Annotated in this window: 19 protein-coding genes and 1 pseudogene; 13 read left to right on the top strand and 7 right to left on the bottom strand. The window is 71.1% G+C overall.

Features of this window, described 5'->3' with window-relative positions:
* The first annotated feature begins 134 nt into the window (after positions 1-134).
* Complete coding sequence (locus ABEA87_RS34145; RefSeq protein WP_345636756.1) at positions 135-560, top strand: winged helix-turn-helix transcriptional regulator; 426 nt, start codon at positions 135-137, stop codon at positions 558-560.
* A gap of 276 nt (positions 561-836) precedes the next feature.
* Here the strand turns inward: ABEA87_RS34145 and ABEA87_RS34140 are convergent, their stop codons facing one another.
* The gene (locus ABEA87_RS34140) at positions 837-1,142 is read right to left on the bottom strand and encodes a hypothetical protein (RefSeq protein WP_345636754.1); all 306 of its coding nucleotides are present in this window, start codon (positions 1,140-1,142) and stop codon (positions 837-839) included.
* A 301-nt stretch (positions 1,143-1,443) separates the two neighbouring features.
* On the opposite strand from ABEA87_RS34140, the gene ABEA87_RS34135 reads away from it, so the two are divergent.
* On the top strand, positions 1,444-2,061 hold the full coding sequence (locus ABEA87_RS34135; RefSeq protein ID WP_345636752.1) for an RNA polymerase sigma factor: 618 nt from the start codon (positions 1,444-1,446) through the stop codon (positions 2,059-2,061).
* Positions 2,058-2,684 (top strand): hypothetical protein, encoded by a 627-nt coding sequence (locus tag ABEA87_RS34130; protein WP_345636750.1) that lies wholly within the window; start codon positions 2,058-2,060, stop codon positions 2,682-2,684. The genes ABEA87_RS34135 and ABEA87_RS34130 overlap by 4 nt, the downstream gene beginning before the upstream one ends.
* A gap of 817 nt (positions 2,685-3,501) precedes the next feature.
* Here ABEA87_RS34130 and ABEA87_RS34125 read toward each other — a convergent pair.
* From ABEA87_RS34125 to ABEA87_RS34115, 3 genes are all read right to left on the bottom strand, one after another.
* Entirely contained in the window at positions 3,502-4,062 is a 561-nt protein-coding gene (locus ABEA87_RS34125; RefSeq protein WP_345636748.1) for a TetR/AcrR family transcriptional regulator, read from the bottom strand.
* On the bottom strand, positions 4,055-4,891 hold the full coding sequence (locus ABEA87_RS34120; RefSeq protein ID WP_345636746.1) for an alpha/beta fold hydrolase: 837 nt from the start codon (positions 4,889-4,891) through the stop codon (positions 4,055-4,057). The genes ABEA87_RS34125 and ABEA87_RS34120 overlap by 8 nt, the downstream gene beginning before the upstream one ends.
* A 273-nt stretch (positions 4,892-5,164) precedes the next feature.
* On the bottom strand, positions 5,165-5,734 hold the full coding sequence (locus ABEA87_RS34115; RefSeq protein ID WP_345636744.1) for a DinB family protein: 570 nt from the start codon (positions 5,732-5,734) through the stop codon (positions 5,165-5,167).
* Positions 5,735-5,829: 95 nt separating this feature from the next.
* Here ABEA87_RS34115 and ABEA87_RS34110 point away from each other — a divergent pair, with 95 nt between their 5' ends.
* A complete protein-coding gene (locus tag ABEA87_RS34110) occupies positions 5,830-6,783 on the top strand; it encodes a helix-turn-helix transcriptional regulator (RefSeq protein ID WP_345636742.1) in 954 nt (317 codons plus the stop codon).
* Here ABEA87_RS34110 and ABEA87_RS34105 read toward each other — a convergent pair.
* Positions 6,770-7,438, bottom strand: a complete 669-nt coding sequence (locus ABEA87_RS34105; RefSeq protein WP_345636740.1) for a nitroreductase family protein — start codon at positions 7,436-7,438, stop codon at positions 6,770-6,772. The two genes, ABEA87_RS34110 and ABEA87_RS34105, sit on opposite strands and share 14 nt — an antisense overlap.
* 163 nt (positions 7,439-7,601) lie before the next feature.
* Between ABEA87_RS34105 and ABEA87_RS42770 the strand changes: the two are divergent.
* Both ABEA87_RS42770 and ABEA87_RS34100 read left to right on the top strand, forming a co-directional pair.
* Positions 7,602-7,745, top strand: a pseudogene (locus ABEA87_RS42770) (sigma factor); the annotation flags it as partial.
* A 91-nt stretch (positions 7,746-7,836) separates the two neighbouring features.
* Positions 7,837-8,025 (top strand): sigma factor-like helix-turn-helix DNA-binding protein, encoded by a 189-nt coding sequence (locus ABEA87_RS34100; RefSeq protein ID WP_345636737.1) that lies wholly within the window; start codon positions 7,837-7,839, stop codon positions 8,023-8,025.
* A 28-nt stretch (positions 8,026-8,053) separates the two neighbouring features.
* On the opposite strand, the gene ABEA87_RS34095 is transcribed toward ABEA87_RS34100, so the two are convergent.
* A complete protein-coding gene (locus ABEA87_RS34095; RefSeq protein ID WP_345636734.1) occupies positions 8,054-9,463 on the bottom strand; it encodes a short-chain fatty acyl-CoA regulator family protein in 1,410 nt (469 codons plus the stop codon).
* Between the two features lie 123 nt (positions 9,464-9,586).
* Between ABEA87_RS34095 and ABEA87_RS34090 the strand changes: the two genes are divergently transcribed.
* From ABEA87_RS34090 to meaB, 3 genes are read left to right on the top strand one after another with little or no spacing between them, the layout of a single operon-like run.
* Positions 9,587-11,434 carry a methylmalonyl-CoA mutase subunit beta gene (locus tag ABEA87_RS34090; RefSeq protein WP_345636732.1) on the top strand — a complete coding sequence of 616 codons (1,848 nt, stop codon included), beginning with the start codon at positions 9,587-9,589 and terminating at the stop codon, positions 11,432-11,434.
* Positions 11,431-13,647: a methylmalonyl-CoA mutase gene (gene scpA / locus ABEA87_RS34085; protein ID WP_345636730.1), complete on the top strand. Its 2,217-nt coding sequence runs from the start codon at positions 11,431-11,433 to the stop codon at positions 13,645-13,647. The genes ABEA87_RS34090 and scpA overlap by 4 nt, the downstream gene beginning before the upstream one ends.
* Entirely contained in the window at positions 13,644-14,630 is a 987-nt protein-coding gene (meaB, locus tag ABEA87_RS34080; RefSeq protein WP_345636728.1) for a methylmalonyl Co-A mutase-associated GTPase MeaB, read from the top strand. Before scpA ends, meaB begins: the two co-directional genes overlap by 4 nt.
* A gap of 81 nt (positions 14,631-14,711) precedes the next feature.
* Here meaB and ABEA87_RS34075 read toward each other — a convergent pair whose 3' ends face one another.
* Positions 14,712-15,452, bottom strand: coding sequence for a cobalt-precorrin-6A reductase (locus ABEA87_RS34075; RefSeq protein ID WP_345636726.1), 741 nt, complete (start codon positions 15,450-15,452; stop codon positions 14,712-14,714).
* A gap of 39 nt (positions 15,453-15,491) precedes the next feature.
* Between ABEA87_RS34075 and cobF the strand changes: the two genes are divergently transcribed.
* From cobF to ABEA87_RS34055, 4 genes are all read left to right on the top strand, one after another.
* Entirely contained in the window at positions 15,492-16,271 is a 780-nt protein-coding gene (gene cobF / locus ABEA87_RS34070) for a precorrin-6A synthase (deacetylating) (RefSeq protein WP_345636724.1), read from the top strand.
* 78 nt (positions 16,272-16,349) lie between these two features.
* Complete coding sequence (locus ABEA87_RS34065; protein WP_345636722.1) at positions 16,350-16,640, top strand: DUF1330 domain-containing protein; 291 nt, start codon at positions 16,350-16,352, stop codon at positions 16,638-16,640.
* A 90-nt stretch (positions 16,641-16,730) separates the two neighbouring features.
* The gene (locus ABEA87_RS34060) at positions 16,731-17,450 is read left to right on the top strand and encodes an ABC transporter ATP-binding protein (protein ID WP_345636720.1); all 720 of its coding nucleotides are present in this window, start codon (positions 16,731-16,733) and stop codon (positions 17,448-17,450) included.
* On the top strand, positions 17,447-19,930 hold the full coding sequence (locus ABEA87_RS34055; protein ID WP_345636718.1) for an ABC transporter permease: 2,484 nt from the start codon (positions 17,447-17,449) through the stop codon (positions 19,928-19,930). Before ABEA87_RS34060 ends, ABEA87_RS34055 begins: the two co-directional genes overlap by 4 nt.
* Positions 19,931-19,945: the final 15 nt, after the last annotated feature.

Here is a 19,945-nt window from a genome sequence, read left to right as displayed (position 1 = left end):
CTCTGTCTTTTCGTGTTTGGGTCAGGCGGTAGTTCCGCCCGCCGGTTGCTTGCTCCACTATGGTTGGGTTACTCTCTAACGGGAAGTAGGCACTTCCAGGTTCGTTAGGCACCCAACGGTTGGAGGGGCCGCCGATGGCGACGACGACAGCAGCGCAGAAGAGGGCGCAGGCGAAGGTCGAATATGACGCTTTCCTGGCGGTGTGTCCTAGCCGTCAGCTACTCGACCGCATCTCCGACAAGTGGGTCGCGCTGATTCTGGCCGCTCTGGGCAGCGGCCCCGGGTGCGCCGGCGAGCCGCGGCCGATGCGCTACTCGGAGTTGTCTCGCCTGCTGGCCGGTGTGAGCCAGAAGATGCTGACCCAGACGCTGCGCTCTTTGGAGCGTGACGGGCTGATCAGCCGCACCGTGGTGCCGACCGTGCCCGTCACGGTCTCTTATGAGCTGACCGAGCTCGGTCTTTCCTTGCATCAGATGATGCGCGGCCTCAAGATCTGGGCCGAGACGCACATGGACGACGTGCTCGCCAACCGCGCAATGCACGACGCCGGCACCGCCTGATATCGACCAACCGCTGCAGTGGGCCGCGTGCTCGGCAAGGTGCTGGACGGCTGCGCGCAGCAGGACCGCCGGGCCGAATTCGCCGGTGCTGAATGGGCATTCCTGGACGCAAAGCTCGGAGACGTGCGCGCCGCAGCCGACGCACTCCAGGTTGCGGTCGGTGATCCGCTCGGAGGCCGGGCTGTCGATCCTGTCAGGCTCCCGTCGTGGGTGGTTCGTGGAGTGGGGGAGGATGGGGGCCGGACCCCGAGGGGTGCCCGGCCCCGTGCGAGGGGGTCAGCGCCGGTATAGGTTCCCGTCGCCGATGCGCTGGTCTTCGCGCTCGGCCGCGCCGCGCAGGTCGTCAACCAGGTCATCGGTGTCGGTGAACAGGCCGTACCGGTAGATCGCCTCGGTCAGCGTCGGCGCCAGCTCCAGCGCGCGCGTATCGGCGAGGTAGTCGCCGAGCAGGTGCAGGGTGGCGTCGGCTTGGGTCCAGGCAGCGTCCGGGGCGACCGTCTCCAGGGCGGCGCCGCGCAGGGCTGAGAGGATGTGTCGATGCTCGCGGGCTGGCCTGTTTTGTCGCCGATGGCCAGCTCCCAATGGCCAAGGTGGTTGCGCCAGTCGCGGATGACAGTTCCGAGGGTGGCGCGGTCGTTCGCGGGCGACACCCTTGGACAGGCGACGCCTTCGATGGCGAGCACCGCCTGGTCGTATGCGTTGTCGGGGTGTGGGTTTCGGCCATACGCGGCCTGCCACGCGCTCCGCAGATGTTCGCCGGCATCGGGCGCTGCTGCGTCGGCCGCTGCGGTGGCAGCGACGATCGCAGTGGATCTTATCGGTAACGCACGGAAGGTCTGCGACCAAGTACCGATGTAGGCCCATTCTGCGAGAGGAGATTCGGTTGGAGCCCGATGGCCGATCAGCATCGCCACCCGACGTAGCCCGCATCGGCGGCGACCCCGCGGTGTTCGAAACGTTCTACCGCGAACATGTCGAGAGACTGCAGAACTTCGTCGCTCGGCGAGTCTCTGACCCGTACCTGGTCGCGGACTTGACCGCGGATGTCTTCCTCGCCGCGATCGACGCGGCCGGCAGCTACCGCCCGGCGCTCGGCACGCCGACCGCCTGGCTGTTCGGCATCGCCCGCCGGACCGTGGCGGCCGAGTTTCGCCGCGGACAAAGAGAGAACCGTGCCACAAACCGTTTCGTGGGACGCCGGCTGGTCGATGACGATGACCTCGAACGACTGGAACAGCGCGTCGACGCGCAGAGCCGGGCCCGCGGCCTGTACCAGGCAATGGACCTGTTGTCCGAGGGCGAGCGCGCAGTCCTGGAACTTGTCGCGCTCGACGACCTGACCGTGACCCAAGCCGCGCGGGCACTCGGCATCAACAACGTCACGGCCCGCGTCCGGCTGCACCGGGCACGACGCCTTATGTCCGATCAGCTCGGCGGCTCAGCCGACGGATCGGGCGAACGAGTGAGCACGCGAGCCTTCCTGCTTGAGGTGGAATCATGATCGAGACCGAAAGTCGCTTTGAAAACCGGCTTCTGGCCGAGCTGAGGCAGGTCGTGATCGCGCGGGCCGCGACGGGATCCGGTGGCGCCGGTGTTTCTCGTCGCGTCGCGGACCGCCGGCCGAAACGTCGGCTCGGGCTGGCACTTGCCGGCGGTGCCGGTGCCGTGGCCGCAGGGGCCGTCGCGGTGGTGCTGCTGACCCAGGGCACGGCCGTTCCGGCCTACGCGGTCACCACCAAGAACGATCGGGTCACCATCGTCGCGCACTCGGTGGGGGACCCGGGCCCGGCCAACCAGGCACTGCGCGCCGCCGGGGTACGGGTCGTCATCATTCCGCCCTCATCCGCATCCGCCTGCCCCGCCGAGGATCAAGGCAGCGAGGCGTCGATCGATGCGCGGACCGCGGCAACCCTGGCGGTGCAGGCGGTCGCCAACACGGTGCACTTGACCGCGAATGATGTCCCGGCCGGTACCGTCATGGTCCTGACCCCGACGTCGGCCTCGAATCGGGACCCGGTGCTCCTGATCGGCTTCTATCGTGAGCCTGGACCGAAGTGCGTCGTCGTCCTCCCCGCACAGCGCACTGGTCCGCTGCCAAGCGGGTCGGTCCTTCCAACACGGTAGGACACCGGCCGAGGCTCACGCGTGGCGTGCCCCGGGCAACCGCGCCCCGATGAGGGGACATTGATCGATTGATGGCCGGATCGGCCCCCGGCGTTCGGCGCGCCGATCCGGTTGATTGTTGGTGATGTGCCGGTTACCGGCGCCGAGCCGGTAGGCGCGAATGATGGCCTGTCACGCTGGTTTCCGGCGCGCGCCGGACGGGTCATACGCGCAGCACCCGGCAAGGATGTCGCCGAAGTCCACGACTACCACGACCAGGCAACCCCCATCCTCGCCGCCTCGCTACAACGCCGTATGTCCGGATACCGAGCGCTCGCCTTTGTCACCAAGGACAAACCACTGCAGGTAGGCTCCCCGAGGTAGACGGGTTGACCATGCGTGGTCGCTCGGTGGCCGCTCGGACGTCACCGACCTAGAACGGACGTGCATCGATCTACCAGGATTCCGGTTCAGACACGGGCCTTCGCTCGACGAGCACAGTCAGCTACCTGGCCCACGACCTGCCCGGACTCACCCGGACAACGTCGAGGCGGCGACGGACCGGCGCGGGCTACTCCCTGAAACCAGGATAATGCTCGGGAATCGGACTTTTAATCTGCGGGTTCAGGGTTCGAGCCCCTGGCGGCCCACTATCCATCATCAGGGAATATAGCCAGGCCCGAATGTCGTGATGATCGGTGGCTGGCACCCGGTTGCTACGCGTGGCCGTGACCCGGGGCTCCGGTGAGCCGCGTTTTCGCTGCTCAGCATGGGTACGACCGGGTCTGGTGCGAGCAACTCGACGGCCTGGGCGGTCAAGGGAACGGCGGCGGCGCTGTCAGCCGCGCAGGCCGCGATCGATGAGCTCGATGAGCCAGTGGAACGTTTCGTCTGGGTCGTCGGGCCGCTGGAACCCGTTGAAGGCCTGTAGGGTCGCGAATCCGTGAAAGGTCGCGCGCAAGGTTCGCAGGGCGTGCACCGTTTGATCCGACGGCAGGCAGTATCCGCGCAGGGCTGCCGTCATGGTGTGGAGCAGCCGGGCGCCGGCCTGGTACAGCGGATCGTCGTGGCCGGACATCGGGGCGCCGATCGTCGCCACGTAGCGGCCGGGGTGGTGCCGGATGTAGTCGCGGAATGCGGTGGCCAGGGCGGCCAACGCCTGCCGCCCGGCCCATCCGGCGATCGCATCGCGGGTCACGTCATCCAGTTGTGTCACGGCCAGGGTGGCGATCCGGTGCTGTACGTCGGCCAGGCTCGTCACGTGCTTGTAGAGCGAGGGGGTACGAACGCCCAGGCGTTCGGCGAGCAGGCCCATCGTGAGGTTGTGGTAGCCGACCTCGTCGGCCAGGTCGGCCGCGGCGCCGACCACGGCCGATCTGGCGAGTCCGGCCCTAGGCACGGACCTGCTCCTTGAGGAAGGACAGCACGAGTTCTGCGGTGCGGTCCGGGTATTGCCCGTGCGGGTAGTGACCCGCGCCGTCAATCATCGTCACGGTGGCCACCCCTGCCGGCAGCTCCGCCGCGATGCCCTGCGCCTCCACCCGCGGGTCGTTCCAGTCAGGGTCGAGTGTGCCGGCGACGACGAGTACCGGGCAGCGTACCTGGGGCAGAGCGGCGCCCGCGTCGGTCGGGGCCGAACGGCCCATCGCCTGCAGCACCTTCATCCGGCCGGGCTCACTCAGGTTGGCCCGGATGGCTCGAATCTGATCGGCCCAATCGGCCGGCTTCACCGAAGGGTAGGCGTGGTCCAGGTATCGCACGAGCGTGTCGATGTTGCCGAACATGCCGACCGACATCAGCAGCCGCATGCCCTTGCGGTAGCGGCCGTTGCGCAGCAGCCCGCCGAAGTTCACGTGCTGCGCGCGGGTGAACGCGTCCAACTGCACGACCCCGGAGACCAGCTCGGGTGCCTGCGCGGCGGCGATGGCCGCGGACCCACCGGAGTATGAGTGGCCGACGATGACCGCGGGGCCGCCCAGGTGGCGGATCAGGGCCAGCAGGTCCTGGGCGGTCGCGGTGCGGGTGTAGGCGGACCACCCGGTGCTCGACTCACCCAGGCCGCGCAGGTCCGGTACGGCCACGCGGTATCCGGCGTTGACCAGGACCGGCGCCACGAAGCGGTAGGCGGTGCGGGTTTCGCCCATGCCGTGGGCCAGCACCACGAGTGGGCCCTCGCCGGCCACGTCATAAGCGATCCGGCCACCCTCGACGTCGAGGAACTCGGTCATCACTACCCCCTGCGCTCTTAGCTATCTCGGTTAGCTAGAAAACTAATCCCATTAGCCAAGGTTGTCAAGCGCGGTGTGAGCGGTCGGATCGGATCCATTGCGGGGGCGAGGCGAAGGTCGGGTCAGGCCCGTAGCGGCGTAGGGCAGCCTGTTGGACGCGGGGTGTGGCCGGCCGGGGTTCGGCTGAGGCAATGCGTTGACCCGGCCGGCGGCGTCGTCTCCTCGTACTGGAGGTACGGAAAGCGACACAGTGCGCCCTCACCACGCCGCTGGTTAGCCCATGCTCTTGGCGCCGTCGAGAGACTCGCGAATGATGTCGGCGTGGCCGGCGTGCTGGGCGGTCTCGGCGATGATGTGAATCAACACCCGACGGGCCGACCACCGCGCGTCGGGCTCGAACCACGGAGCCTTCGGCAGCGGCTGGGTGGCGTCCAGGTCGGGCAGGGTGGCGACCATTTCGTCGGTCCGGCGGGCCACCTCGGCGTAGCTGGCCAGCACACCGGCCAGTGCCTCGCCGGGTAGCAACCGGAACTCGTCGGCCCGTCGGGCCCAGTCGGCCTCGGTCATGGTGGTGAAGTCTCCCATCGCCAGCGGGCCATCCAGAATGAAGTCCACCCAGTTCCGCTCGACCTCGGTGACGTGTTTGATCAGGCCGCCCAGGCACAGCTCGCTAGCGGTTGTCCGTAGCCCGGCCTGCTCGTCGGTGAGGTCGCGGGTGGTGAAGCGCAGGAAGTGCCGGTGTTTGGCGAGCATCGCCAGCAGGTCGGCGCGCTCGCCAGTGACGGGCGGCGCGCCGGCCGGGTCGCGGGTGGTGCGTTCATCGACGGCCGTGGTCTCGCTCATGGTCTCTGCCTTCCCTCGTCCTGCTCGTCGGTCAGGAATTACGTTAGAGCTCACTGCGGACACTTTCTGACCTCAATTACGCGAGAATCGAAGACATGGCGAACACCAGCACCCGAACGCTGCGTCTGCTGTCCCTGCTGCAGACCCACCGGTACTGGCCGGGAACCGAACTGGCGCAGCGACTGGGGGTCTCGGTCCGCACGCTGCGCCGGGACATCGACCGGCTGCGCGAGCTGGGCTATCCGGTCGACGCGCAACGCGGGGTGGACGGTGGCTACCAGCTCACCGCGGGCGCGGCACTGCCCCCGCTGGTGGTCGACGACGAGGAGGCGGTCGCCCTGGCCGTGGGGCTGCAGGCCACCGCGCAGAGCCCGGTGGAGGGCATCGCCGAGGCTGGCGTGCGGGTGCTGGCCAAGGTGGTGCAGGTGATGCCGGCCCGGCTACGGCGCCAGGTCGAGGCGCTGCGCGCGATGACCCTGCCCGCCGCCTGGGACGGCCAGGCCAGGCCAGGCGTGGACCCGGGGGTACTGACCGCGGTCGCGCTGGCATGCCGGGACAGTGAACACCTCCGCTTCTCCTACACCGCCGCCGACGGCCAGCACACCGACCGGCACGTCGAACCGCATCGGCTGGTCTCCCTCGGCCGCCGCTGGTACCTGGTCGCATACGACCTCACCCGGCACGGCTGGCGCAGCTTCCGGGCCGACCGCCTCACCACGCCGCACGGCACCGGCACCCGATTCCGGCCCCGAGAGCTGCCCGCCGCCGACGCCGCCGAGTTCGTCCGCACCAGCCTGGGCAACCTGCCCCACCCGTACCGGGTGGAGGTCCTGGTCGACGCCCCGGCCGCGGCCGTGCGCGAGAAGATCGGCCGGTGGAGCACGGTCGAGGAGCTTGACGCCGAGCACTGCCGGGTACGCATGACCGCAGACTCCCTGGACTGGGCGACCATGGCACTGGGCGTGCTCGGCGCCGACTTCCGCGTTCTCCACCCACCCGAACTTCTTGAGCAGATCCACGACTGGGGCGCCCGGTTCAGCCAGGTGTAGGGCTTGATCCGCTTGCTACCGGCGGATCGCCTCGGCCCAGCCGTCGGCGCGCGACCGCCTCGAGCAGACGCGGTGGCGGGACGATCGTGTCTTCCTCCCCGCCGGGCCGTGCGCTACCGGTGACTGCGGCGGTGGTGAGATCGGTGATGCTGCGGCGTTGTCGTGGGACGGGATTGTCGTCCTCGGCCGCCACGCCGATGGCCGTCATCGTGAGGATGTGCCAGCCGGGTGCCACGTGCAGGTGGTCGTGGAGGGCGTCGAGGTCGAAGGCGCGGAACTGGCGGCACGCCAGACCCATGGCGTGGGCCTGTACGGTCATGTGGGCGACCGCTTGGCCGAGGTCGTAGTCGGCGAACTCGGAGTACTCCATCCCACTGTCGTCCACTTCCCGATGGGCGAGGTTCACGACCAGTGCGCTGGCCTGCGGGGCCCATCGGCGTGAACTCGGCGCGAGGTGGCCAACCAGTTCGGCATGGCCCGCGTCACCTCGTCGGCGGAGGTGGAACGCCCACGGTTGCGAGTTACCGGCCGACGGCGCCCATCGGGCCGCTTCGAGCAGGACCGCCACGTCCGGGTCGGACAGGTGGTGGTCCGCGCTGAATCGCCGGGGGCTGGACCGGTCGTGCAGGACCGGTGCGATCCCCGTGGCGGTCATGCCCGACCCCAGTGCTTCGGATCGTGGGCCATCAGCGGCCGATTCAATCATTCCGGCACGCTAGCGCGCGCGCCGCAACGGCCGTTCCGGCGGTGGGCCGGGTCGGCCGAAGCGAGTTTCGGGATGAGGTAAGTGGTTGGCGGCCCCGAAGCGTAGGTGGAGCGTGGGACAACACCAGTCGGAGTTCACAGAGTTCTACGAGTCCAGCAGAGACGACTGCCTCAGGGCGGTGCTGGCCGTCGTCGGCGACCGGCAGTCGGCGGAGGACCTGGTCGCCGAGTCCTTCGCCAGGGCATGGGAATCCTGGCGGAAGGTACGCCGGCACCCCGCTCCCCAGGCATGGATCATGCGGACGGCCCTGAACACCCGGGTGAGTCGGGCGCCGCCGCCGGCGGGAGGTGCCGCTCGAAGACCTCGACGCGCCGGCGCCCGACCAGACCGAGGTGGGCTCAGCCGGCTCGCTGGCGCACGCGCTGCGCCGGTTGCCCCGGCGGCAGCGGGAAGTGATCGCGCTGCGGGTCCTCCTCGATCTGGACACCGACACGACGGCGCGGGTTCTCGGCATCGCCGCGGGGACCGTGGGATGACCACCCCTGGGCCGCCCCCGCGTCGGTGTCAGTGCGGCCGAGTAACGGTGGCGTACGGCACGAACCGGGCGTGGTGGGGGTCGACATCCAGGGGGCGGCCGACCGCGGGAAGGGCGCGCTGCGGGCAGCCGGTCCGGTCGCAGACCTTGCAGCCGGGGCCGATGGGGGTCAGCGCGGCGGGGTTGTCCAGGTCGAGGTCGTCGGCGTAGACCAGCCGCGACGCGTGGCGCAGGTCGCAGCCGAGCCCGATGGCGAAGGTCTTGGCCGGGGTGCGGTAGCCGCCGGTCCGGCGGGTCACCGTCCGGGCCACCCACAGGTAGCGGCGCCCGTCCGGCATCTCGGCGAGTTGGGTGCGGATCTGGAACGGATGAGCGAACGCGTCGTAGACATTCCACAGCGGGCATGAGCCGCCGACCCGGGAGAAGTGGAAGTCGGTGGCGGATTGGCGCTTCGAGACGTTGCCCGCCCGGTCGACGCGCACGAAGAAGAACGGCACGCCGCGGGTACCGGGGCGTTGCAGCGTGCTCAGTCGGTGCGCCACCGTCTCGTACCCGACCTGGAACCGTTGCCGCAGCAGGTCGATGTCGTACCGCAACTGCTCGGCGGCGTCCCGGAACGGCCGGTACGGCAGGACGAGCGCGCCGGCCGCGTAGTTGGCCAGCCCGACGCGGGCCAGTGCCCTGGTTTCGTCGGTGGACAGGTCGGCCGCCCGCACGACGTCCTCGATCTGGTCCGCGAACTCCACCATGGCCAGGTGCGTGGCGAGTTGGAAGGCGCGCTGGCCGGGGTTGAGTTGGGCCGACAACGCCAGCACGTCGCGGTCCGGGTCGAAGCGTCGCTTCAGCCGCATCGATTCGGCCGCGGGCAGGTCGACCACGGTCGTGCCGTGCCGTGCCAACCGTTGAGTCAGGCCGTCGACGGTCGCGCCGATCGTCAGCCGGGCCTCGGCGAACACCCGCTCGGCGGCGGTGTCGAGCGTCGCGATGTAGTTGCGGTGCGCGTAGAACAGCTCCCTGACCTCCTCGTAGGCCATCGGGACGCTCGCGTCGATGCGGGTGGCGATCGCGTCGTTGACCGCCAGGCCGTGCCGGTACCGGCGGTGCAACTCGACGAGCAGCCGACCGACCGCCGGCATGCTGGCCGCCAGCTCGCGCAGGTCGGCGCGGGCGATGTCGTCCCGGAACGCCGGGTCGGCCACGACGTCGGACAGCTCGGCGACCAGGCGCTCGGTTCCGGACGGCGAGAACTGTTCCAGGTCGACCTGCAGCACGTCGGCCAGCTTGAACCGCACTGCCTCGGTCAGCGGTCGCTGGTTGGACTCCAACTGGTTGACGTAGCTCGGCGAAATGCCCAGCGCCCGGGCCAGCGCCGCCTGCGTCAACCCGCGCTGCTCCCGCAACCGGCGCAGCACCACCCCTACCCGTACCCGATCAGGCATCAATCTTCACAATCTTCACACGTTCGTGACGCAGTCGACAGCCCCCTACACAGGACATAGGGGTGGTGACGGGCTCCCGATGGGTGCATCTTGTTAACGTACCGCTGACAAGGAGGTTCGCCGATGCCGGTTGCGGGCGACGACCTACGGTTGGCCGAGGGGTTCCCGGCCGCGACACAGGAGCAGTGGCGGCGCCTGGCCCTCGGCGCGCTGCGCAAGGCGCGGGTGGCCACCGAGGAGGACACCGAGGAACGGGTCTCCGAGCTGCTGTCGACGCAGACCTACGACGGCTTTTCCCTTTCGCCGCTGTACGGCGCCGACGCGACGGACGTCCCGAATGGTCGCCCAGGCCAGCCGCCGTTCACCCGCGGTGCCAGTGCCGCGGGCGCCGTGGTGGCGGGGTGGGACGTGCGCACCCGTCACGTGAGTCCGGACCGCGCCGCGGTGCTGTCCGACCTGGAGCAGGGCGCCACGTCGCTGTGGTTCGTGCTCGGCGACGGTTTCCCGGTCAAGCGGCTGCCCGAGGTCCTCGAGGGTGTCTACCTGGAGCTGGCCGGCATCGTGCTCGACCCGGGCCCGTCGTTCGACGAGGCCGCCCGGCTGCTGTTCGAGCTGGCCGCCGAGCGTGGACTGGACCCGACCGAACTGCGCGGCAGCCTCGGCGCCGATCCGCTCGGCTGGCTGGCCCGCGCCGGAGGAAATCGCGGCCCGGACGGCATGGCCGAGCTGGTCGCACTGGCTCGGCGGTGTGCGGCCGGTTCGCCCGGCCTGCGGTCGGTCACCGTGGACGCCACCGCCTTCCATGACGCGGGCGGCAGCGACGCGCAGGAACTCGGCTGCGCGCTGGCCGCCGGCGTCGCCTACCTGCGCGCCCTGACCGACGGCGGGCTGTCCGTGGCGCAGGCGTTGGGACAGCTGGAGTTCCGGTACGCCGCCACCGTCGACCAGTTCGGCACTATCGCGAAGCTGCGCGCGGCCCGACGCCTGTGGGCCCGTGTCGCCGAGGTGTGCGGCGAGCCCGAATCGGGCGGCCAGCGCCAGCACGCCGTGACCTCGTCCGTGATGATGACCTCCCGGGACCCGTGGGTGAACCTGCTGCGCGGCACGGTCGCCGCGTTCGCCGCCGGGGTCGGCGGGGCCGACGCGGTCACGGTCCTGCCGTTCGACCACGCGATCGGAGCGCCGGACGGATTCTCCCTGCGGCTGGCCCGCAACACGCAGATACTGCTGATCGAGGAGTCCAACGTGGCCCGCGTCGTGGATCCCGCCGGTGGATCGTGGTATGTCGAACAGCGCACCGATGACCTGGCCATGGCGGCCTGGGCGTGGTTCACCGAGATCGAACGCGCCGGCGGCCTGGCCACCTCCCTCCACAGTGGATTCATCGCCGAGCGGCTGGCGGCGACCTGGCAGCGCCGGGTCGACCGGGTCGCGCACCGGCTCGACCCGATCACGGGAGTCAGCGAGTTCCCGTTGCTGGACGAGCGCCGACCGGACCGCCCACCCGCCCCGACCCCGCCGTCGGGCGGGCTGCCCCGCCACCGCCACGCCGAGAACTTCGAGTGGCTGCGCGACCGGGCCGACCGGCACGCCACGACCACCGGGCAACGGCCCGCCGTCCTCGTGGCGACTCTCGGCTCCGCCGCGGCACACGGGCCACGGCTCACCTTCACCACGAACCTGCTCGCCGCCGGCGGAATCACCGCGACCGTCGCCGCCGGCGACGATCCGGCCGCGGCCGGTGCGGCGTTGGCGGCAAGCGGCACACCTGTCGCGTTCCTGTGCGGGCCGGACCGTTCCTATCCCGAACTGGCCGGCCCGGTCGCCGCGGCCCTGCGCGGAGCGGGGGCGCGGAGCGTGTGGCTGGCCGGCAAGGGCGAGCACGACGGCGTCACCGGCACCATCGCGACGGGTGGCGACGCGCTGGCGGTGCTCTCGTCCCTACTCGATGATCTGGGGGTGGCCTCGTGATCCCGGACTTCCGCTCCGTCGAGCTGGGGCGGGCGGTGCCCGTGGCCGACGACGCACGGTGGAGCGCGGACGTCGCCGCGCAGGCGGGCCAGGGACCGGACCGCCTCGTCTGGGCCACGCCCGAGGGCATCGACGTCAAACCGCTGTACACGGCGGAGGACCTGGCCGGGCTGGACTTCCTGCACACCTACCCGGGCATCGCGCCGTACCTGCGCGGCCCGTACCCGACCATGTACGTCAACCAGCCGTGGACGATCCGCCAGTACGCCGGGTTCTCCACCGCCGAGGAGTCCAACGCCTTCTACCGGCGCAATCTCGCCGCTGGGCAGAAGGGTCTGTCGGTCGCGTTCGACCTGCCCACGCACCGGGGCTACGACTCTGATCATCCGCGGGTGGCCGGTGACGTCGGCATGGCGGGGGTGGCCATCGACTCCATCTACGACATGCGGCAGCTGTTCGAGGGCATCCCGCTGGATCGCATGAGCGTGTCGATGACGATGAACGGGGCCGTACTGCCGGTACTGGCGCTGTACGTCGTTGCGGCCGAGGAGCAGGGGGTCTCGCCGGAGCAGCTGTCCGGGACGATCCAGAACGACATCCTCAAGGAGTTCATGGTCCGCAACACGTACATCTATCCGCCCGGGCCGTCGATGCAGATCATCTCGGACATCTTCGCCTACACGTCCCAGCGGATGCCGCGGTTCAACTCCATCTCCATCTCCGGGTACCACATCCAGGAGGCCGGGGCCACCGCCGACCTCGAACTCGCCTACACCCTCGCCGACGGGGTCGAGTACGTCCGGGCCGGCCGCGGCGCCGGGCTCGACGTGGACTCCTTCGCCCCCCGGCTGTCGTTCTTCTGGGCCATCGGCATGAACTTCTTCATGGAGGTGGCCAAGCTCCGCGCGGCCCGGCTGTTGTGGGCCAAGCTGCTGCGCCAGTTCGACCCGAAGGACCCACGCTCGCTGAGCCTGCGCACCCACTCCCAGACTTCCGGCTGGTCGCTGACCGCGCAGGACGTGTACAACAACGTGACTCGCACCTGCGTCGAGGCGATGGCGGCCACCCAGGGACACACGCAGTCCCTGCACACCAACGCGCTGGACGAGGCGTTGGCCCTGCCGACCGACTTCTCGGCGCGGATCGCCCGCAACACGCAACTGCTGCTGCAGCAGGAGTCGGGTACCACCAGGGTCATCGACCCGTGGGGCGGCAGCGCCTACGTCGAGCGGCTCACGCACGACCTTGCCGCGCGGGCCTGGGAGCACATCAGCGAGGTCGAGGCCGCCGGCGGGATGGCCCGCGCGATCGACGAGGGCATCCCGAAGATGCGCGTGGAGGAGGCGGCGGCCAGGACCCAGGCCCGCATCGACTCCGGCCGGCAGCCCGTGATCGGCGTGAACAAGTACCGACCCGACACCGAGGAGCAGGTCGACGTGCTCAAGGTGGACAACGCCTCGGTGCGGGCCAGCCAGGTCGCCAAGCTGCGCCGGCTGCGCGAGGAGCGCGACGAGACGACCTGCCGGTCGGCGTTGGACGGGTTGACCGCTGCGGCGGCCGCCGCCCGTGACGGCCGTCGCGGCTCCGGATTGGCGCAGAACCTGCTCGCGCTCGCCATCGAGGCGGCCCGCGCCAAGGCCACCGTCGGCGAGATCTCGGACGCGCTGGAGAAGGTTTACGGCCGGCACACCGCCCGCATCCGTACCATTTCCGGGGTGTACCGCGAGGAAGCTGGCTCAGTGACCAACATCGAAACAGCTCGCGCCGCCACCACCGCGTTCGCCGCGGCCGAGGGCCGCCAGCCACGAATCCTCGTCGCGAAGATGGGCCAGGACGGTCACGACCGCGGGCAGAAGGTCGTCGCCACCGCGTTCGCCGATCTCGGCTTCGACGTCGACGTGGGACCGCTGTTCTCCACCCCGGCCGAGGTCGCCCGGCAAGCCATCGAGGCCGACGTCCACATCATCGGCGTCAACTCCCTCGCGGCCGGGCACCTGACCCTGGTGCCCGCCCTGCGGGACGAACTGGCCGCCCAGGGACGTCCGGACATCATGATCATCGTCGGTGGGGTCATTCCGCCGCAGGACTACGACGCGCTGCGCGAGGCCGGGGCCGCGGCGATCTTCCCGCCCGGCACCGTCCTCGCCGACGCGGCCCTGGACCTGCTGGCCGACCTGTCGCGACGCCTCGGCCATCCGGCGCCCGCCGCATGATCGTGGACCTCGACGAGTTGGCGGCCGGGGTCCGGGCCGGGCAACGCGCCTCGGTCGCCCGTGCGATCACGCTGGTCGAGTCGACCAGGCCCGACCATCAGCAGCAGGCGCAGCGGCTGCTGGTCGCCCTCACCCCACACGCGGGCAACGCCCGGCGGGTAGGCATCAGCGGCCCACCGGGAGTCGGCAAGTCCACCTTCATCGACGCGCTCGGCAGCCGGCTCACCGCCGCCGGCCACCGGGTCGCCGTGCTCGCCGTCGACCCCTCATCCACCCGGACCGGTGGCAGCATCCTCGGCGACAAGACCCGGATGGAGCACCTGGCCCAGGATCCGGCCGCGTTCGTCCGACCCTCACCCTCGGCCGGAACCCTCGGCGGCGTCACCAGAGCGACCCGCGAGGCGATGGTCGTGGTCGAGGCGGCGGGCTACGACACCGTGATCGTCGAAACCGTCGGCGTCGGACAGTCGGAGACCGCCGTCGCCGACATGGTCGACTCGTTCCTCCTGCTCGGCCTGGCCCGCACCGGGGATCAGCTGCAGGGGCTCAAGAAGGGCGTACTCGAACTCGCCGACGTCATCGCCATCAACAAGGCCGACGGGCCGCACGCCGACGACACCCGACGCGCCGCCCGCGAACTGGCCGGGGCCCTGCGGCTGCTGCGCGACCAGCGCGGCGACTGGACGACGCCCGTGCTGACGTGCAGTGCCCACGAGGGCACCGGCCTCGATGACGTGTGGCGGCGACTCGACGCCCACCGCCTGGCCCTGCAGACCAACGGCGAACTGAGCCGGCGGCGCGGCCAGCAGGAGGTCCGGTGGATGTGGGCGATGGTACGGGCGGCGGTCCTCGACCGGCTCCTGACCGACCCCGATGTCACCGCGCTGACCCCGGATCTGGAACACCAGGTCCTCGACGGAACGCTCACCCCGGCGATGGCCGCGCAACGGCTGCTGGACACGCACCTGCGTCGCGGCGCCTGAGCCGAGCCGGAGCAGCCGAGCCGGAGCAGCCGAGCCGGAGCAGCCGGGCCGGACCACCCGCGAGCTACCGGTGCGGCACGCTCACGCCGAGCCGGTAAGCGCCGCGATCCAGGCCACGGCCTGATCCACCGTCGCCACGACGGTGCCGCCCTCGGGCAGCGGCGGCCGGGCCACCATCACCACGGCGACCGCAAGCTCGCGCGCCGCCCGCAGCTTCGCCGCGGTCATCTCACCGCCACTGTCCCTGGTCACCAGCAGCCCGACGCCGTGGTCACGCAGCAGCGCCCGCTCCCCGTCGAGCGTGTACGGGCCGCGGTCGAGCAGCACCGTGACCCGGGGCGGGACCGGTCCGTCCGGCGGGTCGACGGCGCGGACCAGGAACCGGTGGCGGGCATCGCCGGTGAAGGCGCTCAGGTAGCCCCGGCCGGTCGTGAGGAACACCACCTCGCCGCCCCAACCGCGTACCACCTCGGCCGCCGCCGTCAGGTCGCCCACCCGATGCCAGGAGGGGTCGGCGGGCCAGCCCGGACGGCGTAGCACCAGCCGCGGCACGCCGGCGCGGCGGGCCGCCACGGCGGCGTTGGCGGTGATCGCCGCCGCGAACGGGTGGGTGGCATCCACGAGCGCGGTGACACCCTCCGACCGGAGGAACGCCGCCAACCCGGCCGCACCGCCGAAACCGCCCATTCGCACCGGGCCCTCCGGCAGTTGGGGTTCACGGACCCGACCGGCCAATGAGGAGACCACCTCGACGCCATCGGCGACCAGGGCGGAGGCCAGCGCTCGGGCCTCGCCGGTTCCGCCGAGCACCAGGACACGCACCGGCAGACACTACCTGGTGCATGAGCCAGACTGAGCACCATGCGTGAACTACTCGTCATCGGCATCGGCCCCGGCCACCCCGATCAGATCACCGTCCAGGCGGTGCGCGCGCTCAACCGGGTGGACGTGTTCTTCTTCATTGACAAGGGCGAGTCCAAGGCGGGACTCAACGGCGCCCGGGACGAGATCCTGCACCGTCACGTCACGACCCCTCGGTACCGGATCGTGAACATCCCCGAGCCCGCGCGTGACCGTTCACGATCCCTGACCCAGGGCCGGTACCGGACAGCGGTGCGGGACTGGCGCGAGGCGCGCGCGGAGTTCATCGCGACCGCGATCGCCACCGAACTCGGCGAGGACGAGGTCGGCGCGTTCCTCGTCTGGGGCGACCCGTCGGTCTACGACTCCACGCTGGGCATCCTCGACGGCATCCTCGCCCAGAACGCCCTCGCCTTCGAGTACTCCGTCATACCCGGTGTCACCAGCGTGCAGGCGCTCGCCGCCGCGCACCGCATCCCGCTCAACCGCGTCGGCGAACCCATTCACATCACGCCGGCCCGCCGCATCGCCGATGGCCTGCCCGAGGGCCTCGACAGCACCGTTGTCATGCTCGACCCCGAGTTCACCGCCGCCGACCTGGACGACCCCACGCTGACCGTCTTCTGGGGCGCCTATCTGAGTACCGCCGACGAGGCAGTGATCGCCGGGCCGCTTCCGGACGTCGCCGACGCAATCGTCGAGGCCCGCACCAGGCTACGCGACCAGCACGGCTGGATCATGGATACCTACCTGCTACGCCGCGACCCCGCCGTTCAGTAGGCCTCGGCGAACCGGGTGCCGCGAAGGCGGCGCCAGGCGATTCGGCCACGACGCTGGGTGCCGCCCTATAGTGATTCGATGTCCCTGACTCTCTGCGTCATGCTCTGGTCCGTCGACGGCCGGCAGGATGACCTGGCGGCCTACGAGGACGACGTCCTGGCGCTGCTGGGTCGCCACGGCGCGCGGCTGGTGGCCCGGGTGCGGAACGCTGAAACAGCGGACGACCTTCCGTCGGAGGTGCAGATCATCGACGTTCCGAGCGAGGCCGCGCTCGCGGCGTACCTGGATGACCCGGACCGGCTCGCCATGGGCGCGCGGCGCGAGGCCTGCGTATCCAGGACCGAGCTGATGCGCGCGCGGTACGCCTGACGCGCGACCGGCGGGGTATGGCTGGCCATACCTGGGAGACGATGGTCGGCCGTGTGTTGAGCGAGGCTATGTTCGGCGAGGCTCGATGGCATGCGGAACACGGTGGTCGATCTGGTCGACGTGGTGAAGAGTTATCCGGGCGTACGCGCCCTTGACGGGGTGTCGGCGGGGTTCGCCGCGGGCACCTTCTCGGCGGTCATGGGGCCGTCCGGCTCCGGCAAGTCGACGCTGCTGCACTGCGCGGCCGGTCTCGATCGGCCGGACAGCGGCCAGGTGCGGCTCGGCGGACACGAGATTGGGCGGCTGCGCGAGCCGAGCCTGACCCAGACGCGGCGGCGGCTGGTGGGGTTCGTCTTCCAGTCCTATAACCTGCTCGACTCGCTCACGCTGTGGCACAACGTACTGCTTCCCCAGCGTCTCGCCGGGGCGCGACCCGACCGGGCCTGGGCCCGGGAGGTCATGCGCCGGGTCGGCTTGAGCGGCCGGGAAAACGACCGGCCGGCCCAGCTTTCCGGAGGCCAGCGGCAGCGGGTGGCGCTCGCTCGGGCGCTCGCCGCCCGCCCGCAGGTGATTTTCGCGGACGAGCCGACCGGCGCGCTCGACCTGGCCACCGGCCGTGAGGTGCTGGGCCTGTTGCGGGAGGCCGTCGATGAGCTGGGTACGACGGTTGTCATGGTGACTCACGACCCGGCGGCCGCCGGCTGGGCCGACCGCGTGGTGTTTCTGGCCGACGGCCGCGTGGTCGCTGAGCTCGATAGCCCCTCGGCGGAGAAGGTCGCGGCGCGGATGACGGCGGTGAGCGCCCGATGATGCGGCTCGCGATCGGCTCCCTGCGGCGGCATCGCGGGGTTTACGCCGGCACCTTCCTGGCGGCGATGCTCGCCATCGCCCTGCTCGCCGGCGCCGGCATGTTGCTCCTCTCCGTGCTCACCGCGAAGCCGCCCGCCGACCGGTTCGCGGCGGCCCCGCTCGTCGTGTCCGGCGTGCGGCAGGTCAGCGTCGAGACGGACACCGTCAAGCACAAGAAGGAGGGCAAGACCAAGGTCAAGCGCAAGGTGAAGGACGAGCGGCTCACCGGAGCCGGCACGCTGCCCGCCGACCTTCCCGCACGGATCGCGGCGGTGCCGGGTGTCACCAAGGTTGTGGCCGACTCCGCCTTCCCGGTCCAGGTCACCGGCCTGGGCGGCATGCCGCTGCGCGGCGCGGACGATGCTCCCGTGATCGGCCACGGCTGGTCGTCGGCGGAGCTCACGCCGTACCTGATGAGAAGCGGCCGCCCGCCCGCGCACGGCGAGGCGGTGATCGACGCCGACCTGGCCAAGCGCGGCCGGGTCGCGGTGGGCGACACCCTGCACGTCACTACCCGGACGGGTGAGCGCTCGGTGCGGGTCAGCGGCATCGCGGCGCCGGCCGGCCGCGACGGGCTTGCGGCGCAGGGCGCGTTGTTCCTGGCCGACGGGGAGGTCACCGCGGTGTCCGGGCTGACCGGCCCGACCGCGATCGGCGTGTTCGCTCGCTCCGGCGTCGACCTGAGCGGCGTCGTCGGCGACGCCCAGGTGTACTCGGGCGACGACCGCGTGCGTGCCGACCTGCCTGGTGCACTGCCCGACTACATCGGACCGATCTCGATCTTCGGGTTCGTCATCGGGATCACCGCGTTCGCGGCCGTCTTCGTGCTCACCGGCACGGTCGCCCTCGGCGTGCGCCAACGGCTGCGCGAGTTGGCCCTGCTGCGGACCGCGGGCGCCACGCCCGGCCAACTGCGCCGCCTGCTGGGAGTGGAGAGCGTCGTGCTGGCCGCGCTCGCCGCCCTGCCCGCCGCGCCGCTCGGCATCGTGTTCGCCCGGGCAGTCGCCGCCCGGTTCCGCGCCCTGCACGCCGTCCCGGCTCAGTTCTCGGTGCGGGTGGATGTGCCGGTCATGCTGTTGGGCGCGCTCGCCGGGGTGCTCGTCACGTTCGTGGGGGCACGGATCGCCGCGCGCCGGGCGGTGCGCATCGCCCCGACCCAGGCGCTCACCGAGACCGCCACCGCTGGAGCCGGCGGCCTGGTGCCGCGCGTGCTCATCGCCGTTGTCACGGCCGGCGGCGCGATCGCGGTGCTGACGTTCGTGCCGCTCGACGGGCCGCTAGGGATGGGCATGAGCTTCGTGTCGTCGGCCCTGCTGCTGTGCGCGGTGGCGGCGGTGGGGCCGTACCTGGTTCGCCCGCTGACCCTGCTGGCCCGTCCGCTCGGGCTGGCGGGGCTGCTGACCCGGGCCGAGTACCGGCGGGTCGCCGCGGTTGCCGTGCCACTCGTGCTGATGTTCGGCATCAACGCCACGATGCTGCTCAACAGCGCCCTGCTGACCAAGCTGACGGAACGGGAGCAGGCGGCGCGCGATGCGGCGGCGACCGCGCAGGTGACCGACCCGAACGGTCTTCCGCTGTCCGCCGTGCGGCAACTCGTCGCCACCCCGGGCGTCACGGGCGCGGCGGCGTTGCTGCCGACCCGGGTGATCGCGGTGAAGGGCGGCAAGCCGGAGGACTACCCTGCGCAGGGGCTGCTGGCCACCGGGCAGACCGCGCTGGACCTGGACGTCCGGTCCGGGGCGTACAGGGCGGACGGCGTGGGCGCCAGCGAGGCGATGGTCCGGCAGTACGGCTGGCAGGTCGGGCAGGTCGTGCCGCTGTGGCTCCCCGACGGCGAACAGGTCCGGCTGCGGTTGACCATGGTGTACGCCCGGGCGCGCGGCTTCGGCGACGTGGTGCTGCCGGCCGGGCTGGTCGCGGCGCACGACCCGAACGGTCTGGTCAGCACGGTCGGCCTGAGCTACGCGCCGGGGACGGCGCAGCGGTTGCGCGCCGAGTTCCCGAGCCTGCGCATCGCGCCGGCGGCCAGTGCCACCGCGGCCGGGGACGCGTCCGACCAACAAGGCGCCTGGGAGCTGATGGTGGTGATCTCACTCGGGTTCACCGCGATCGCCGTGGTCAACACGTCCGCGATCGCCGCCGTGGGCCGTCGCCGGGAGTACGCCGACCTACGGCTGGCGGGCGCGACGGTCGGACAGTTGCGCCGGCTCGCCGGGGCCGAGGCGGTGGTGACCGTGTTCGCCGGGCTCGTGCTCGGCGCGGCGGTGACCGGGGTGGTGGTCGGCGCGTTCAGCGTGGCCCAGGACGGCACCCTGCGGTGGCTCGTCGACCCGGCGACGTACGCGTCGATGGCCGGCGGGGTCGCGGCCCTTGGTCTGCTCGCCGGGACGCTGCCCGGTCGGCTCCTGCTGCGCCGGCGCGGCCTCGCCGCCCAGGCATGACCGGACAATGCGGCT

This window comes from Rugosimonospora acidiphila (assembly GCF_039543385.1).
In the GTDB taxonomy this organism is placed as follows: domain Bacteria; phylum Actinomycetota; class Actinomycetes; order Mycobacteriales; family Micromonosporaceae; genus Rugosimonospora; species Rugosimonospora acidiphila.
The sequence above is the reverse complement of the archived record's forward strand: the minus strand, read 5'-3'. Positions and strand labels throughout refer to the sequence as shown.

Bases quoted from the DNA above. Each gene is read 5' to 3' on its own strand.
- ABEA87_RS34120 (WP_345636746.1), bottom strand. From the start codon at position 4,891: ATGACCGAGTTCCTCGACGTCGAGGGTGGCCGGATCGCTTATGACGTG.
- meaB (WP_345636728.1), top strand. From the start codon at position 13,644: ATGATCGTGGACCTCGACGAGTTGGCGGCCGGGGTCCGGGCCGGGCAA.
- ABEA87_RS34130 (WP_345636750.1), top strand. From the start codon at position 2,058: ATGATCGAGACCGAAAGTCGCTTTGAAAACCGGCTTCTGGCCGAGCTG.
- cobF (WP_345636724.1), top strand. From the start codon at position 15,492: ATGCGTGAACTACTCGTCATCGGCATCGGCCCCGGCCACCCCGATCAG.
- ABEA87_RS34115 (WP_345636744.1), bottom strand. From the start codon at position 5,734: ATGAGCGAGACCACGGCCGTCGATGAACGCACCACCCGCGACCCGGCC.
- ABEA87_RS34105 (WP_345636740.1), bottom strand. From the start codon at position 7,438: ATGACCGCCACGGGGATCGCACCGGTCCTGCACGACCGGTCCAGCCCC.
- ABEA87_RS34145 (WP_345636756.1), top strand. From the start codon at position 135: ATGGCGACGACGACAGCAGCGCAGAAGAGGGCGCAGGCGAAGGTCGAA.
- ABEA87_RS34065 (WP_345636722.1), top strand. From the start codon at position 16,350: ATGTCCCTGACTCTCTGCGTCATGCTCTGGTCCGTCGACGGCCGGCAG.
- ABEA87_RS34060 (WP_345636720.1), top strand. From the start codon at position 16,731: ATGCGGAACACGGTGGTCGATCTGGTCGACGTGGTGAAGAGTTATCCG.
- ABEA87_RS34055 (WP_345636718.1), top strand. From the start codon at position 17,447: ATGATGCGGCTCGCGATCGGCTCCCTGCGGCGGCATCGCGGGGTTTAC.
- ABEA87_RS34090 (WP_345636732.1), top strand. From the start codon at position 9,587: ATGCCGGTTGCGGGCGACGACCTACGGTTGGCCGAGGGGTTCCCGGCC.
- ABEA87_RS34110 (WP_345636742.1), top strand. From the start codon at position 5,830: ATGGCGAACACCAGCACCCGAACGCTGCGTCTGCTGTCCCTGCTGCAG.
- ABEA87_RS34095 (WP_345636734.1), bottom strand. From the start codon at position 9,463: ATGCCTGATCGGGTACGGGTAGGGGTGGTGCTGCGCCGGTTGCGGGAG.